The following is a 15,376-nucleotide window of genomic DNA, read 5'->3' as shown; positions in this document are numbered from 1 at the left end:
AATATAATGGCGTAATGGAACTTTACTCATGATCATCAGTCTGAGCGCATGCTTGCTCGAAAAGTATGAGTTATTGCGGTTAGTTCTTAAACGCGTGGATAAAGATTTGGGGAGACATTACCTCGGATGAGCGAGCAGTTAACGGACCAGGTTCTCGTAGAGCGAGTCCAGAAAGGAGATCAGCGATCGTTCAATTTACTGGTAGTACGCTATCAGCATAAAGTGGCGAGCCTGGTTTCCCGCTATGTTCCCTCAGGAGATGTGCCTGATGTAGTGCAGGAATCATTTATTAAAGCCTATCGGGCGCTGGACTCTTTCCGTGGCGATAGCGCTTTTTATACCTGGCTCTACCGAATCGCCGTCAATACGGCCAAAAATTACCTTGTAGCTCAGGGGCGTCGTCCACCCGCCAGCGATGTGGATGCAAATGATGCGGAAAACTTTGAAAGTGCAGGTGCACTGAAAGAAATTTCGAACCCTGAGAACTTAATGTTGTCGGAAGAATTGAAACAGATGGTTTTTCGCACCATCGAGACGCTGCCTGAAGATCTGCGTATGGCGATCACTCTCAGGGAGCTGGATGGCCTGAGCTATGAAGAGATAGCCGCCATCATGGAGTGTCCGGTCGGTACGGTTCGTTCCCGTATTTTCCGCGCGCGCGAAGCCATTGATAATAAAATTCAACCGCTTATCCAACGCTAGCGATAGCGGCTAAAGGAAGGGTACTGAGGCATGCAGAAAGAACAACTTTCCGCTTTAATGGACGGCGAAACTTTGGATAACGAAGTTTTGACCGCATTGTCTGAAGACGCGACGCTGCAAAAAAACTGGGAAAGCTATCACCTGATTCGCGATACCCTGCGCGGCGATGTGGGACAGGTTATGCATTTCGATATTGCTGCCCGTGTGGCTGCCGCTATCGAAAATGAGCCATTGAAGAATACCACGCCGCTGATCCCTGAAGCGCAGCCAACGCCGGAACGCTATGGAAATATGCCGTTCTGGCACAAGGTGCGCCCATGGGCTGCGCAGATTACCCAGGTTGGCGTTGCGGCCTGTGTTTCTCTGGCGGTTATCGTCGGCGTTCAGCACTATAACCAGCCGCAGGAAGGGCAGAGCCAGTCAGATTCGCCGGTGTTCAATACGCTGCCGATGATGGGTCAGGCATCGCCTGTCAGCCTTGGCGTGCCTTCCGAAAGCGCGACTAACAGCAACGCGCCACAGCAGGTGCAGGATCAGCGTCGCCGCGTGAACGCAATGCTACAGGACTATGAATTGCAACGTCGTTTGCACTCCGATCGGCTGCAGTTTGAGCAGAGCCCGGATCAGCAAGCCGCTGTCCAGGTTCCCGGTAATCAGTCGTTAGGAATTCAGCAGCAGTAATGAAGCAGCTTTGGTGCGCCGTCAGCCTTATGGCTGGCAGCCTGATGTACTCCACGCTCGCCCCGGCGCAAACCACTTCCGGGGCGCTGTTGCAACAAATGGAGCAGGCCAGCCAGTCACTCAATTACGAACTCGCCTATATCAACGTCTCAAGGCTCGGGATCGAATCCTTACGCTTTCGTCATGCCGTGCTGGACAACAAAGTGTATGCCCAGCTGCTGCAAATGGACGGACCCCGCCGTGAGATAATTCAGCGCGGCAGCGAAATCAGCTATTTTGAACCGGGCCTGGAACCTTTTACGCTGGCTGGTGAGCATATCGTCGACTCTTTGCCGTCGTTGGTTTTCGCCGACTTTAAGCAGCTGTCTGCCATTTATGACTTTGTCCCGGTTGGACGGACACGCATTGCCGATCAGATGTGTGAGGTGATCCGCATCGTGGCCCGCGATGGCACGCGTTACAGCTATATTGTCTGGCTGGATAGCGAGACGAGGTTGCCATTGCGCGTTGACTTACTCGACCGCGACGGTGAAACGCTGGAACAGTATCGCGTGGTCAGTTTTGCCGTGGACGAAGGCATCCGCAAAATGATGCAGAGCCTGGAAAAAGCCAGTCTGCCGCCTTCACTGTCGGTGCCGGTCAGCGACAAGGTCACCTTTAACTGGAAAGCAGGCTGGCTGCCCGGCGGCATGAAGGAGGTGACACAAAGTCGCCGACAAATTCCTTCGCTTAATAAGCCGGTTGAGTCACGGCTGTACTCCGATGGCCTGTTCAGCTTCTCCATTAACGTCAGCATGGCGGATAAAAACAGCACCAATCAGCTATTGCGCACTGGGCGTCGTACGGTCGAGACGGTAATACGCGATAATGCTGAAATTACCGTGGTGGGCGAGCTTCCGCCATCAACGGCCAAGCGAATCGCTGACGGCATTACATTAGGTGCGAAAAAATGATGAGAGAATGGGCCACTGTGGTCTCCTGGCAAAACGGCGTCGCCACGCTGCATTCCGAACTGAAAACTTCGTGCAGCAGTTGCTCCGCGCGTAAAGGCTGTGGAAGCCATATGCTGAATAAGCTGGGGCCAAAAAACGCCCACGTGATGAAAATCACCAGCACCGAACCGCTCACTCCCGGCCAGCGTATTGAACTTGGCATTGAAGAGAAAAGTTTGCTCAGCTCAGCGCTGCTGGTCTATATGACGCCGCTGTTGGGGCTGTTTGTGGTTGCCGGCCTGTTTCAGATGCTGTTCCACAGCGATCTGGCGGCGGCAGCGGGGGCGCTGCTCGGTGGCATTGGCGGTTTTATCGTGGCTAAAGGGATTTCCAGCTACCTGGCAAAAGCCGCTTCATTCCAGCCGGTGATTTTGAGCGTTGCCTTACCGCCTGACGCGTTGCGCGTTGAGACGGATGCCTGATTGACTCACTGTCGTTCCGACGACGGTGAGTTTCCTTATTAAACCTCTCCCGACTCTCACTATCGCTGTCGGAAACTGCGTAAGCGCTTTATTACCGTATAGCATCTGTCGCTTTTAATTGCCCCGGAGAAAGGATTTTTCTCTCTTCAGTCTCACAGTGAACGTGAATGGCGTTTTTGTCCGACGGACATGCCCGGTTGCGAATTTGATGGCGGCCAGGTATGTGAATTCTTTCGTGACGGGGGCTAACAGTGTAAGATGCGTGCTCATTGATGGCGGGTACATTGCAGTAAGTATTAACAGCTGTGTCCACCGCGAGAACTAAACCGAACGTTTAAGCGAAAATATTCATATAAATGAAGCATATAAGAAACTTTTCTGTCATCGCTCATATCGACCACGGCAAATCAACGCTCTCTGACCGTTTGATTCAGATTTGTGGTGGCCTCACCGAACGTGAAATGGCAGCCCAGGTACTGGACTCCATGGATCTTGAACGTGAACGCGGCATTACCATTAAGGCGCAGAGCGTAACGCTCGACTATCACGCGCCGGACGGTGAAACTTACCAGCTCAATTTTATCGATACCCCGGGCCACGTGGACTTCTCCTATGAAGTTTCGCGCTCGCTGGCGGCTTGTGAAGGTGCACTGCTGGTGGTCGACGCCGGGCAGGGTGTGGAAGCACAGACACTGGCCAACTGCTATACCGCGATGGAAATGGATCTGGAAGTGGTACCGGTGCTGAACAAGATCGATCTGCCTGCGGCCGATCCCGATCGTGTAGCGCAGGAGATCGAAGATATCGTGGGTATCGACGCCACCGATGCTGTGCGTTGCTCAGCGAAAACGGGCGTGGGCGTACCGGACGTGCTTGAACGTTTAGTGCGTGATATTCCGCCGCCGGAAGGCGATCCGGAAGGGCCGCTTCAGGCGCTGATCATCGACTCCTGGTTCGATAACTACCTGGGCGTCGTTTCGCTGGTACGTATTAAAAACGGTACGATGCGCAAAGGCGAAAAAATCAAGGTGATGAGTACCGGCCAGGTCTACAATGCTGACCGCCTGGGTATTTTCACGCCGAAACGTGTCGATCGCGACGTATTGCAATGTGGTGAAGTAGGCTGGTTAGTCTGCGCCATCAAAGATATTTTGGGCGCGCCGGTAGGGGATACGCTGACGCTTGCGCGCAACCCTGCCGAAAAAGCGTTACCAGGCTTTAAAAAAGTGAAGCCGCAGGTTTACGCCGGTCTGTTCCCAATCAGTTCTGACGACTATGAAGCCTTCCGCGACGCGCTGGGCAAGCTGAGCCTGAATGACGCCTCACTGTTCTATGAGCCAGAAAGCTCCACCGCGCTGGGCTTCGGTTTCCGCTGTGGCTTCCTGGGTCTGCTGCATATGGAGATCATTCAGGAGCGTCTGGAACGTGAGTACGATCTCGAACTGATCACTACCGCACCGACCGTAGTGTATGAAGTTGTGACGACAGATAAACAGGTTGTCTACGTTGACAGCCCGGGCAAACTACCGCCGCTGAACAACATCGAAGAGCTGCGCGAGCCGATTGCCGAGTGTCACATGCTGCTGCCGCAGGAGTTTTTGGGCAACGTGATTACCCTGTGTATCGAGAAACGTGGCGTGCAGACCAACATGGTTTACCACGGTAACCAGGTGGCGCTGACCTATGAAATCCCGATGGCGGAAGTGGTTCTCGACTTCTTTGACCGTCTGAAATCCACCTCACGCGGCTATGCGTCACTGGATTACAACTTCAAACGCTTCCAGGCTTCCAACATGGTGCGTGTCGATGTGTTGATTAACTCCGAGCGCGTTGATGCGCTGGCACTGATCACCCACAACGATAATGCGCCGTACCGTGGCCGTGAGCTGGTTGAGAAGATGAAAGACCTGATCCCGCGTCAGCAGTTTGATATCGCGATTCAGGCGGCTATCGGCAATCACATTATTGCCCGTTCCACCGTAAAGCAGCTGCGTAAAAACGTCCTGGCGAAATGCTACGGCGGCGACGTCAGCCGTAAGAAAAAACTGTTACAGAAACAGAAAGACGGTAAGAAGCGCATGAAGCAGGTCGGCAACGTTGAGCTGCCGCAGGAAGCGTTCCTTGCCATTCTCCATGTCGGTAAAGACAGTAAATAAAACCTTAGGCTAAGAGGGAACTGGAATGGCTAATATGTTCGCCCTGATACTGGCGATAGCAACGCTCATTACCGGCATTATCTGGTGTGTGGATAAAGTTAAGTGGGCTCCGGCCCGCAAAGCGAAACGGGCTGAGGCGACTGCGCAGGCAGGAACGACGGATAAAAAAGAGCAGCCAGGCTGGATCGAAACGGCTGCATCGGTATTTCCGGTGCTGCTGCTGGTGTTCGTGGTGCGTTCATTTATCTACGAGCCTTTCCAGATCCCGTCCGGATCGATGATGCCAACGCTGCTGATTGGTGATTTCATCCTGGTTGAGAAATTTGCTTACGGCATCAAAGATCCGATTACGCAAACGACGCTGATCCCAACCGGCCATCCGCAGCGCGGTGATATTGCGGTGTTTAAATATCCGAAAGATCCGAGCATGGATTATATTAAACGTGTTGTCGGTTTGCCGGGCGATCGGGTGACTTACGATCCGCAAAGCAAGACCGTAACGATTAATCCAGCCTGTGCTTCCGATGAAAATTGCAATCGGGCGCTGCCAGTAACCTATTCTGACGTGCAGCCGAGCGATTTTATTCAGACCTTTAGCGGTTTTGATGGTAACGAAGCGGGCAACGGCTTCTACCAAAAACCGCAGGGCGAGACACTGCGCGGGGGCCTGCGTCTGGCAACCCGTAATGAAACGCTGGGTGACGTGACGCACCGCATTCTGTTGGTCACGCAGGCGCAGAGCCAGGCAAGCTCTTATTACCAGCAGCCGGGCCAGCCGCAATCTACCTGGGTTGTTCCTGACGGAATGTATTTCATGATGGGCGACAACCGCGATAACAGCGCGGACAGTCGTTACTGGGGCTTTGTACCGGAGAAAAATCTGGTCGGCAAAGCCACCGCCATCTGGATGAGCTTTGAAAAGCAGGAAGGGCAATGGCCAACCGGCGTTCGCCTGAGCCGCATTGGCGGTATTCATTAATAGCGTTCTGACGCTATGGCTAAACGGGTGGTCTCCTTGCGGAGGCCACTGCACACGAAACAGTCTCGTGTTGGCGCGTCCAGCCCTGTTCCGTGTGCAGCATAATTGACGCATTCAGATATTGGTAACACATGAACCCCATCGTAATTAACAGGCTCCAGCGGAAGTTGGGCTACACTTTTACCCATCAGGAACTGTTGCAGCAGGCGCTCACTCACCGCAGCGCCAGCAGTAAACACAACGAAAGATTGGAATTCCTGGGCGATTCTATCCTCAGCTACGTGATTGCTAATGCGCTTTACCAGCGTTTTCCACGCGTGGATGAAGGCGATATGAGCCGGATGCGCGCCACGCTGGTGCGCGGCAACACGCTGGCCGAGATGGCCCGCGAGTTCGATCTGGGTGAATGCCTGCGCCTTGGACCAGGCGAATTAAAAAGCGGCGGTTATCGTCGTGAGTCCATCCTGGCCGATACTGTCGAAGCGCTGATTGGCGGCGTTTTCCTGGATAGCGATATCCAGACAGTGGAGCAGCTGATCCTCAACTGGTACGCCAGTCGTCTTGAGCAGATCAGCCCAGGTGACAAACAGAAAGATCCAAAAACGCGTCTGCAGGAGTATCTGCAGGGTCGTCACTTGCCGCTGCCCTCCTATCTGGTGGTGCAGGTGCGTGGCGAAGCGCATGACCAGGAATTTACTATCCACTGCCAGGTAAGCGGCATGGCAGATCCGGTTGTTGGAACCGGCTCCAGCCGCCGTAAAGCTGAGCAGGCAGCGGCCGAACAGGCGCTGATTAAGCTGGGACTTGAATGAGCGAACAAACCACCCATTGCGGCTTTATTGCTATCGTAGGCCGCCCAAACGTCGGGAAATCCACACTGCTGAACCAGCTTCTGGGGCAGAAGATCTCGATCACCTCGCGTAAGCCGCAAACTACGCGTCACCGTATTATGGGCATCCACACCGAAGGCGAATACCAGGCCATTTATGTGGATACCCCCGGCCTGCATATGGAAGAAAAGCGGGCAATTAACCGCCTGATGAACCGTGCAGCCAGCAGCTCTATCGGCGACGTTGAGCTGGTAATTTTCGTTGTGGACGGCACGCGCTGGACCGCTGACGATGAAATGGTGCTGAACAAGCTGAAAGACGGCAAAGTGCCGGTGCTGTTAGCGATCAACAAAGTGGATAACATCACTGACAAAAGCGTTCTGCTGCCGCATATGCAGTTCCTGAGCCAGCAGATGAACTTTATGGACGTGGTGCCGATCTCAGCTGAAAGCGGTAAAAACGTTGATACCATCGCCAGCATCGTGCGTAAGCGCCTGCCGGAAGCGGTACATCACTTCCCGGAAGACTACATCACCGATCGCTCACAGCGTTTTATGGCCTCAGAAATGATCCGTGAAAAGCTGATGCGTTTCCTTGGTGCCGAGCTGCCGTATTCCGTGACGGTTGAAATCGAGCGTTTTGTGACGAACGAACGCGGCGGTTACGACATCCACGGTTTGATTCTGGTTGAGCGTGAAGGCCAGAAGAAAATGGTGATTGGCAATAAAGGCGCCAAGATCAAAACCATCGGTATTGAAGCGCGTAAAGACATGGAAGAGATGTTCGAAGCAAAAGTGCATCTTGAACTGTGGGTGAAAGTGAAGTCCGGCTGGGCAGATGATGAACGTGCTCTGCGTAGCCTGGGCTATGTAGACGACCTCTAATCGTGATGGAAGGCTGGCAACGCGCATTCGTCCTGCATGGACGCCCGTACAGCGAAACCAGCCTTCTGCTCGATCTCTTTTCTGAAAACTACGGTCGAATTCGGGTGCTGGCTAAAGGCGCCCGCAGCAAGCGCTCCAGCCTGAAAGGCGCTTTGCAACCCTTCACGCCGCTGCTGGTTCGCTGGGGCGGGCGTGGCGAGGTGAAAACCCTGCGCGGTGCCGAACCTATCTCTCTTGCCCTTCCTCTTTCTGGTATCACGCTCTACTGCGGCCTGTACGTTAACGAACTATTGGCCCGCGTCCTGGAGCAGGAAACCGCATTTACTGAACTCTTCTTTGATTATCTGCACTGCATTCAGGCACTGGCAGCCGCCGAAGGCTCGCCTGAACCCGCGTTACGCCGTTTTGAGCTGGCGATGCTTGGCCATCTTGGCTACGGCGTGGATTTTCTGCATTGCGCCGGAAGCGGAGAAGAAGTGGCGGATGAAATGACCTACAGCTATCGGGAAGAAAAAGGCTTTATTGCCAGCCTGGTGACGGGCCATAAAACGTTTACCGGTCGTCAGCTGCGTGCGCTGGAAGAACGTACTTTTCCTGATGTCGATACGCTGCGGGCAGCAAAACGGTTTACCCGCATGGCCCTGAAGCCTTATCTGGGCGGTAAACCGCTCAAGAGTCAGGAACTTTTTCGCCAGTTTGTGCCGAAAAAACGCGCGAATACGCCGCCAGTCGCTGAGTAATCGAGCAGGCCCATTCCGGTGAACGCGCGGAAAGAGGTACACTGTAAAGACGATGCATAATTCTGAGGACCGTCATGGCTGAGTTACTGTTAGGCGTTAATATCGACCACGTTGCGACCGTGCGTAATGCACGCGGCACTCATTATCCCGATCCGGTCCAGGCCGCGTTTGTCTCTGAGCAGGCGGGTGCCGATGGTATCACCGTTCATCTGCGTGAAGACCGCCGCCACATCACCGATCGCGATGTGCGTATCCTGCGCCAGACTATTCAGACCCGTATGAATCTTGAGATGGCCGTCACCGATGAGATGATCGATATCGCCTGCGAGATCAAACCGCATTTTTGCTGCCTGGTGCCGGAAAAACGTGAGGAAGTCACGACGGAAGGCGGGCTGGACGTGGCCGGCCAGCTGGAAAAAATCACCGTAGCCGTATCACGTCTGAAAGAAGTGGGCATTCAGGTTTCCCTGTTTATCGATCCCGACCATCAGCAAATTGATGCCGCGCTGGCATCTGGCGCACCTTATATCGAAATTCATACCGGTGCCTATGCGGAAGCGGAAGAAGGACGTGCACGCGATGCCGAATTCAGACGCATTAAAGATGCTGCCGTCTATGCTGCTGGCAAAGGCCTGAAGGTGAATGCGGGTCACGGCCTGACCTACCACAATGTGCAGCCCATCGCTGCGCTGCCGCAAATGCACGAGCTCAATATCGGCCACGCCATTATTGGCCGGGCGGTGATGAGCGGCCTGGCGGATGCCGTTAGCGAAATGAAAGCCCTTATGCGGGAAGCGCGTCGCTAATGGCTATCCTCGGTCTTGGCACCGACATCGTGGAAATCGCCCGTATCGAAGGGGTGATTTCCCGTTCCGGCGACAGGCTGGCAAAGCGTGTGCTGAGTGAAAACGAATGGTCGCAGTACCAGAAACATCAGCAGCCGGTGCGTTTTTTGTCCAAACGTTTTGCGGTCAAAGAGGCAGCAGCCAAAGCCTTTGGCACCGGCATCCGTGGCGGACTGGCCTTTAATCAGTTTGAAGTTTATAACGATGAGTTGGGCAAGCCCGGCCTGCGTTTTTTTCAGCAGGCGGCTGAAGTGGCCAGGAAGCTGGGTGTGGTAAGCGTCCATGTCACGCTGGCGGATGAACGACACTATGCCTGCGCAACCGTGATTATTGAAAGCTGAAGTGAAGAGGGCGAAAGCGATTTCGCTCTTTTAGTTCTGTGCTATTCGCCCGCCAGGCATTTCACCGTCAGCGCCACGGCCATGTCTGTTCAGGATACGGCGTGATGCAGAACGACAAACTTTTCCCACAGCAGCTCATTGCTTTCAATATGCGCCGGGTCGGTCACGATGGTGTTGTCGATAGGGCAAACCTGCTGACAGGTGGGAGTATCGTAATGGCCCACGCACTCTGTACAGCGGTTAGCATCAATCTGATAAATCTCATCGCCCATGGAGATGGCCTGGTTGGGGCATTCAGGCTCGCACATATCGCAATTGATACAGCGTTTGGTGATCAGTAAAGCCATATTGAGAAATACCCTCAGAAGAAGAAGGGGCGTAATTTACCATAATGGCCTGCTATTCCCAATATCGCTTTCCGCAACCGATCCTCACGGATGCCACAAAGAGGATTTGGCGATCCCGGCAACATACTGCATTTTCGTCACGTCCTGCACGGCAATGCGGATCGGTGCATGATCTTCGTTCACCGGTAAAAGGTGATAAAAACCATCCCGCTTAAACAGATACGTTTTAACCATCACCTCGCCGTTGTTAGTCACTACCAGAACTTCATCGCCCGGATGAAAACTCTGGTTTGGCTCAACGATAACAAATTCCCCTTCCTTAATACGTGGCATCATCGAATCACCCACGCACTTTAGCGCATAAACTTCATGATCGCCCGAGGGCCAGCGCAAAAAACCATCTCCATTACCAACAGGGTATTGCATATCGCTCCAGTAGCCGCCATGGCCAAGTTGTGTATTTCCTAATACGGGCACTTTGTGCAACGTCACCGCCTGAAAACCCGCTGCGTTTTCTATCGACACCTGGCTCTGTCCCGCTTCCAGACTGTGTTCTGTCAGGTCGAGAGTCGAGATGTGAAAGTAATCGGCCAGGCTTTTCAACGTGGTGTACTTAGGATCTTTGACTTCACCCGTCAGCAGCCGATGCAGCGTGGACTGCTGTAAATTCACTTTTTTTGCCAGTTCAGTGACGCTACTAATCTCATCTCTTTCCATCAAGTATTTGATATTACTGTTAAAAATTTCCATGTCAAAGATCATTTTTTTACCCTGCCGGTATGATTAGCCTCGTTTTAATGCGTTTTTGCATTGTTAAAGCGTTTTTGAATTGATGAATAATGCATTTTAGTATAGCTTGTAATGTATGTCATGTCGCCATTGCATGACGGCGATACCCAACTCAATCTGAAAGGAGGTCAATGAATGCGCGATATACAAAAAGTGTTGGAACGGTGGGGTGGCTGGGCTGCGGCCGAAGGTACACAGCTGGACTGGTCTCCAGTTGCAGCGGGTTTTAAAGGGTTGCTACCCGACGAGCGGCGAAGCCGACTTTCCTGTTGTGATAATGACGGCACGATCGTAGATTCCGCCATTGCAAAGCTGAATAAAGTCGGGCGCAGTGAAGAAGTTGAGCTGATAATGCTGCACTATTTTTATAACCTCTCAAAGTCTGCTATTGCCCGCAAAAAGAAATGTTCTGAAGGCAAAATCAGAAACCAGCTAATGATTGCCGAAACCTTTATTGACGCCTGTATTATTATGAGTGATGCCGAATTAGAAATGGATGCCTGGGTGTAACGCATCAGCATCGAACTTTCCATAATGAAAAAAAATCCTTATAGGGATTAATAACTCTCCTTGTTGCTCAGGTAGCAGAAAGATGCTTGTAAGAGCGATTACATATGTACATTTTCGATAAAAATACAGATGAAAAAGATTTTCAAAATTTAATATGAAAAAGGCTTTTCGTTACGAAATTGATCAAGTAACTTAGTAGCATGAGATTTGCATCAACAACGTAGTGATTCATTAATCGCACGCCATACCAGTTATGGCGTGCGTTTTTTATTGCGCGTTTTATAGTTGATTAACAGACTATAAAATTTTGCGAAAAAAATTGAGAAAGTGCTTTTCGTAACGAATTTTAAGTCGTAATGTAGCAGCATGAAATAAAAAATTGATAAACAGTAAGCCTCGTCACTAAAATTAAATGCATGATAAAAAGCCTCGCAAATGCGAGGTTTTTTTATGCCTAAAAAACAATACGGAATCCAAAGGATCCCAAACACAACCTGCAAAAAGTGAGGCATTAATGAAAAGTAAGATGATTTCTCAAACTAAAGATTTTGACTATAACGACCAAAAGTACAGGCTGTTTATTTCTTATAATAAACAACATAGCGATCTGTTTCAGCCACTCTATTACCTGGATGCCAATACCCAGTCAGACGTGATGTTGCAAAACAATAATGAAACTGACGGCGCCAGCATTTTATATGTAGGGATTGGCTATCAGGATGGCGTTGACCCGCTGGTGGCACGCGCTAAAGACTATACCATCCCGGCAGAAGGGGAAGAATATGCTCAGGGCGGCGGGGCGGAAAATTTCTATCAGTTTATTTCGCAATGCGTTATACCCTGGATAAACAGTGAGTTTGATATCGATACTGAAAAACAAACGCTGAGCGGGCACTCTTATGGCGGAATGTTTGCGCTGTATGTTGCGCTAAATCATCCACAGACGTTTCAAAATTACGTTGCGGCAAGTCCTTCAATCTGGTGGGGTAAAGGGATTCTTATTCCACAGGGTCAGTTGCAACTTGATGCCAGCATTAATGTTTTAGCACTGATGATTGGTGAATATGAAGAAATCGTCTCCCCCTACTCGAATGAAGCAGAGAAAGAACGAATTGAAATGATCAATGCCGATGCACAACTGCGGTGTCGTAATCTTGCTGTGCGCTTAATCAGTAACGAACAGCGATGTGATTTTATTTTTTGTCCGGGCCGTCGTCATGGTGGGGTAATTAAGGATTATGCCAAAATAGCTAATATTATTGCAGGTCAGAAACCTCAAAATGATGGGCTCTAGCACGAATAATAACATTTCCGTTGTGGGCAATACCTTCGGGGTAACACTGGTTTGATTTCCTCTGCGAAAAGGCATTCGGTGAGTGCCTTTGTCAGAGTCAATATGCCGTAAACCCGGCAGTAAAAACAATCATCACCCATCCCACGATGAGAAATATAAGCATGTTTCCACAAGAACCTGGTTTCTGGGCCAGCGTAATGCTATGGCTCTATAGTCATAAAACTGAATGGGGTTATGCCGGTATCGCAGGCATGTTTTCCCTTTTACGCAGTGCCTGTGCAAAAAGTCCCTGGAGCAAACGGGCACTCGATGCTGTTTCATGCAGCGCGCTGGCATTCTTTGCGGCACCCACGCTTCAGGTTGTTGGCGCACTGCTTCACTGGAATGTCCCTGATGCTGCGGCTCAGGTCTTAGCCGTTTATATTGGCTATATAGGTAACGATTATATCAGCGAAAAATTACGCTGGTGGATCTCTCGTAAAACAGGAGGTATGGATGGAACTTAGCCGTAATGGCAAAGAATTTATTAAACGCGAGGAGGGTCAAAAATTAACGGCCTATCTCGATAGCCGTGGTATTCCCACCATAGGCGTGGGGCATACAGGAAACGTTGGCGATAATCCGGTTACTGCTGGCATGAGCATCACCGCTGAAACGTCGGATCAATTGCTTACTCAGGACTTAGCCTGGGTGCAGCGCACCATTAATAATAACGTCAGGGTCACGCTCACGCAGAATCAATATGATGCCTTATGCAGTTTGGTTTTCAATATTGGCGCCAGGGCTTTTATTTCTTCAACCGTACTACAACGAGTAAACCGTTCAGACTATAAAGAGGCTGCCGAAGCCATGCTGATGTGGAAGCGGGCGGGAAAAGATTCAGCTGCTTTACTGCCTCGCAGGCGACGCGAATATGCGCTTTTTATGTCGTGACGGTAATAAAAAACTATCGGGATCATACAACTATTAATTGAAAGGAATAAAGATGATTGAAGTCAATTCATTTGCACAATTACGCACCACAAAACCGTCCGCTTCGGGCGAAATCGCGATGTTGAAACGCTATTACGACGGCGACGCCACTTTCCAGGGCGGCGGGCGTTTTGTCGGCTTTATTGATGCATCATACAGTTCATCGAACGATGATAGCGGTACTGTCGCTGTTGCTACCGGAGGCGGTTATTACTGGAAGCGCATTATTGATGACGTTAATGCCATTAACATCTATCACTTCGGCGGCAAGCGTCTACGCGGCGACACCAATTTTGATGCCGACAACGGAACGGTAAACCAGGCTGCCTGCATTAGCATGTTTAAATGGGCCCAGGGATTTTCTTCTCCGGTCAGCAATGTAAAAAAGAATCCGCTACATGGCTTGGGCATTCGTTTCCCGGCCGGGAAGTTTATCGTTAACCCGGTAGATTTAACCAGCGACGACGAAATCAACTATTTCTCACTGTACGGTGATGATTGCGAATATGGCGTTTCGCCACGCACCATTATTGTCTCCGACAAATCCACTTCAACGGTGTTTAAGGTCAATGCGCGCCGTACGGCGATCCGCGGTATTTTCTGGGATGGTCAGGCGACTGCCGACGTCACGACTAACACCGATGTCATCACCCCGGCAATGGTCAGCAATACCCAGCCATTTTTTGAAAATACGGTGATTGAAGGGGAGTTTGTTAATATTACCTGCTGTCGCATCGAAAACATCGGCGGCTCGGCGTTTAAATTGTTGGATACGCTGGATACAAAACTCGACCAGATTTATACCAACACCACCTACGCCCGGGTTTTTGATATCCAGTGGTCAGATTCCGTGATCGGTAAGTGGGATCATTCAACAGCGGTAGAACTCACTAACGCAAACTTCCAGCTTGGCTATGCGGATGCGACGCTTTACATGCCGCGCATGACTCAGGGCTTAATACGTAATGTCTGGATTGAGCACACGCGATACCCGGGCGATTTAAGCAACGGCCAGTGGATTATTGATGGTCTGAGTATTGAATCTTCCGATAATCCTTTAAAGCTGAATTATACCAAAGCCCTTATCCGTGCCCTGAGTTTGCAAAGCGGTGCCACCGTGGATATGACCAAAACCGGCACCGCCTGGCTTTCCGGTTTCGACCAGGGCTGGCGACGCGATGAAAACTACGGCACGGTAATGACTGGCTCGATGAAAGCGGGCTGGTATTCGGGCTATCGCGTCAGTAATACCTCAACGGAAGATAAATGGTTCCGCGTCGGCAAATTCTTTTTCCCGAATGCGAACCAGCACTGGCATATCGAGATGCATGGCAAAGCGCTGCGCGATACCGCGACCTCACCGGCAGCCGCGCCGCTACTGACCAACGTTTGCGGCAAGGCCTATCTCAATTTATATCGCGGTGCCAGTTCGGTGGGAGGCAACGTGCATTATGAAGGTGATTCAGGCGTCATTGATTGCCTCGTCCGCTCCACCAGTAATAGCAACGGATCGTATGGCGAAGCATGGATTAAGCTCAAGGCACAGTGTGGCGACGTGGTGGTAAACCTCAAATCCAACGGACCGACGCGTTTTGAAGCGGGAGAATGCTCACTTTTCAGCGCCGACTTCTCAGAAGTCACTGATTTGGATGCTAAAAACCGCGTCACCCTCTCCACGGTGATGAATTATCACAATGGCGCGGCAGGTATCGGCTTCGACAGCGGTGTGGTGACATTAGCCAGTGAGGTAGCGGATGCTCCGGCTGCTTCAGCGGCACCTGCCGGTTACATTACCGTTAAAATTAACGGCGTAAACCGCAAGCTTGCTTATTTCTGATTGTTGAATCTGGAAAACCGTAGCGGATATCCAGCCGTACCAATTTTATTAACGG

At 51.2% G+C, this 15,376-nt stretch carries 18 protein-coding genes; 16 read left to right on the top strand and 2 right to left on the bottom strand.

What is annotated here, in order from left to right; translation table 11 throughout:
• Positions 1-126 precede the first annotated feature (126 nt).
• From rpoE to acpS, 11 genes are all read left to right on the top strand, one after another.
• A complete protein-coding gene (gene rpoE, locus EHV07_RS17375; protein WP_147199310.1) occupies positions 127-702 on the top strand; it encodes an RNA polymerase sigma factor RpoE in 576 nt (191 codons plus the stop codon).
• A 30-nt stretch (positions 703-732) separates the two neighbouring features.
• Positions 733-1,383, top strand: a complete 651-nt coding sequence (gene rseA, locus EHV07_RS17370) for an anti-sigma-E factor RseA (RefSeq protein WP_147199309.1) — start codon at positions 733-735, stop codon at positions 1,381-1,383.
• Positions 1,383-2,336: a sigma-E factor regulatory protein RseB gene (rseB, locus tag EHV07_RS17365; RefSeq protein ID WP_147199307.1), complete on the top strand. Its 954-nt coding sequence runs from the start codon at positions 1,383-1,385 to the stop codon at positions 2,334-2,336. Before rseA ends, rseB begins: the two co-directional genes overlap by 1 nt.
• Positions 2,333-2,797, top strand: coding sequence for a SoxR-reducing system protein RseC (gene rseC / locus EHV07_RS17360; protein WP_147199305.1), 465 nt, complete (start codon positions 2,333-2,335; stop codon positions 2,795-2,797). Before rseB ends, rseC begins: the two co-directional genes overlap by 4 nt.
• 356 nt (positions 2,798-3,153) lie before the next feature.
• Positions 3,154-4,953 carry a translation elongation factor 4 gene (gene lepA / locus EHV07_RS17355; RefSeq protein WP_147199303.1) on the top strand — a complete coding sequence of 600 codons (1,800 nt, stop codon included), beginning with the start codon at positions 3,154-3,156 and terminating at the stop codon, positions 4,951-4,953.
• Positions 4,954-4,978: 25 nt separating this feature from the next.
• Positions 4,979-5,932, top strand: coding sequence for a signal peptidase I (gene lepB / locus EHV07_RS17350; RefSeq protein ID WP_147199301.1), 954 nt, complete (start codon positions 4,979-4,981; stop codon positions 5,930-5,932).
• A gap of 131 nt (positions 5,933-6,063) precedes the next feature.
• The gene (gene rnc / locus EHV07_RS17345) at positions 6,064-6,744 is read left to right on the top strand and encodes a ribonuclease III (protein WP_147199300.1); all 681 of its coding nucleotides are present in this window, start codon (positions 6,064-6,066) and stop codon (positions 6,742-6,744) included.
• The gene (gene era / locus EHV07_RS17340) at positions 6,741-7,646 is read left to right on the top strand and encodes a GTPase Era (protein ID WP_147199298.1); all 906 of its coding nucleotides are present in this window, start codon (positions 6,741-6,743) and stop codon (positions 7,644-7,646) included. The genes rnc and era overlap by 4 nt, the downstream gene beginning before the upstream one ends.
• Positions 7,647-7,651: 5 nt before the next feature.
• Positions 7,652-8,386 carry a DNA repair protein RecO gene (gene recO / locus EHV07_RS17335; protein ID WP_147200660.1) on the top strand — a complete coding sequence of 245 codons (735 nt, stop codon included), beginning with the start codon at positions 7,652-7,654 and terminating at the stop codon, positions 8,384-8,386.
• A 74-nt stretch (positions 8,387-8,460) separates the two neighbouring features.
• A complete protein-coding gene (gene pdxJ / locus EHV07_RS17330; RefSeq protein WP_147199296.1) occupies positions 8,461-9,192 on the top strand; it encodes a pyridoxine 5'-phosphate synthase in 732 nt (243 codons plus the stop codon).
• Positions 9,192-9,572 (top strand): holo-ACP synthase, encoded by a 381-nt coding sequence (gene acpS, locus EHV07_RS17325; protein WP_147199294.1) that lies wholly within the window; start codon positions 9,192-9,194, stop codon positions 9,570-9,572. The genes pdxJ and acpS overlap by 1 nt, the downstream gene beginning before the upstream one ends.
• Before the next feature lie 89 nt (positions 9,573-9,661).
• On the opposite strand, the gene EHV07_RS17320 is transcribed toward acpS, so the two are convergent.
• Positions 9,662-9,919: a YfhL family 4Fe-4S dicluster ferredoxin gene (locus EHV07_RS17320; RefSeq protein ID WP_147199292.1), complete on the bottom strand. Its 258-nt coding sequence runs from the start codon at positions 9,917-9,919 to the stop codon at positions 9,662-9,664.
• An 84-nt stretch (positions 9,920-10,003) separates the two neighbouring features.
• Complete coding sequence (locus EHV07_RS17315; RefSeq protein ID WP_254446264.1) at positions 10,004-10,669, bottom strand: S24 family peptidase; 666 nt, start codon at positions 10,667-10,669, stop codon at positions 10,004-10,006.
• A 174-nt stretch (positions 10,670-10,843) separates the two neighbouring features.
• On the opposite strand from EHV07_RS17315, the gene EHV07_RS17310 reads away from it, so the two are divergent.
• From EHV07_RS17310 to EHV07_RS17290, 5 genes are all read left to right on the top strand, one after another.
• Positions 10,844-11,218 (top strand): antiterminator Q family protein, encoded by a 375-nt coding sequence (locus EHV07_RS17310; RefSeq protein ID WP_147199287.1) that lies wholly within the window; start codon positions 10,844-10,846, stop codon positions 11,216-11,218.
• Positions 11,219-11,732: 514 nt separating this feature from the next.
• Positions 11,733-12,512 (top strand): alpha/beta hydrolase, encoded by a 780-nt coding sequence (locus tag EHV07_RS17305; RefSeq protein ID WP_147199284.1) that lies wholly within the window; start codon positions 11,733-11,735, stop codon positions 12,510-12,512.
• A 161-nt stretch (positions 12,513-12,673) separates the two neighbouring features.
• Positions 12,674-13,018, top strand: coding sequence for a phage holin family protein (locus EHV07_RS17300; RefSeq protein ID WP_147199281.1), 345 nt, complete (start codon positions 12,674-12,676; stop codon positions 13,016-13,018).
• Positions 13,008-13,445, top strand: a complete 438-nt coding sequence (locus tag EHV07_RS17295; protein WP_147199278.1) for a lysozyme — start codon at positions 13,008-13,010, stop codon at positions 13,443-13,445. The genes EHV07_RS17300 and EHV07_RS17295 overlap by 11 nt, the downstream gene beginning before the upstream one ends.
• A gap of 52 nt (positions 13,446-13,497) precedes the next feature.
• Positions 13,498-15,321 carry an amylovoran biosynthesis protein AmsF gene (locus tag EHV07_RS17290; RefSeq protein WP_147199275.1) on the top strand — a complete coding sequence of 608 codons (1,824 nt, stop codon included), beginning with the start codon at positions 13,498-13,500 and terminating at the stop codon, positions 15,319-15,321.
• Positions 15,322-15,376 lie beyond the last annotated feature (55 nt).

Origin of the sequence: Pantoea sp. CCBC3-3-1 (assembly GCF_007981265.1) — a bacterium.
GTDB lineage: Bacteria > Pseudomonadota > Gammaproteobacteria > Enterobacterales > Enterobacteriaceae > Erwinia.
The sequence above is the reverse complement of the archived record's forward strand: the minus strand, read 5'-3'. Positions and strand labels throughout refer to the sequence as shown.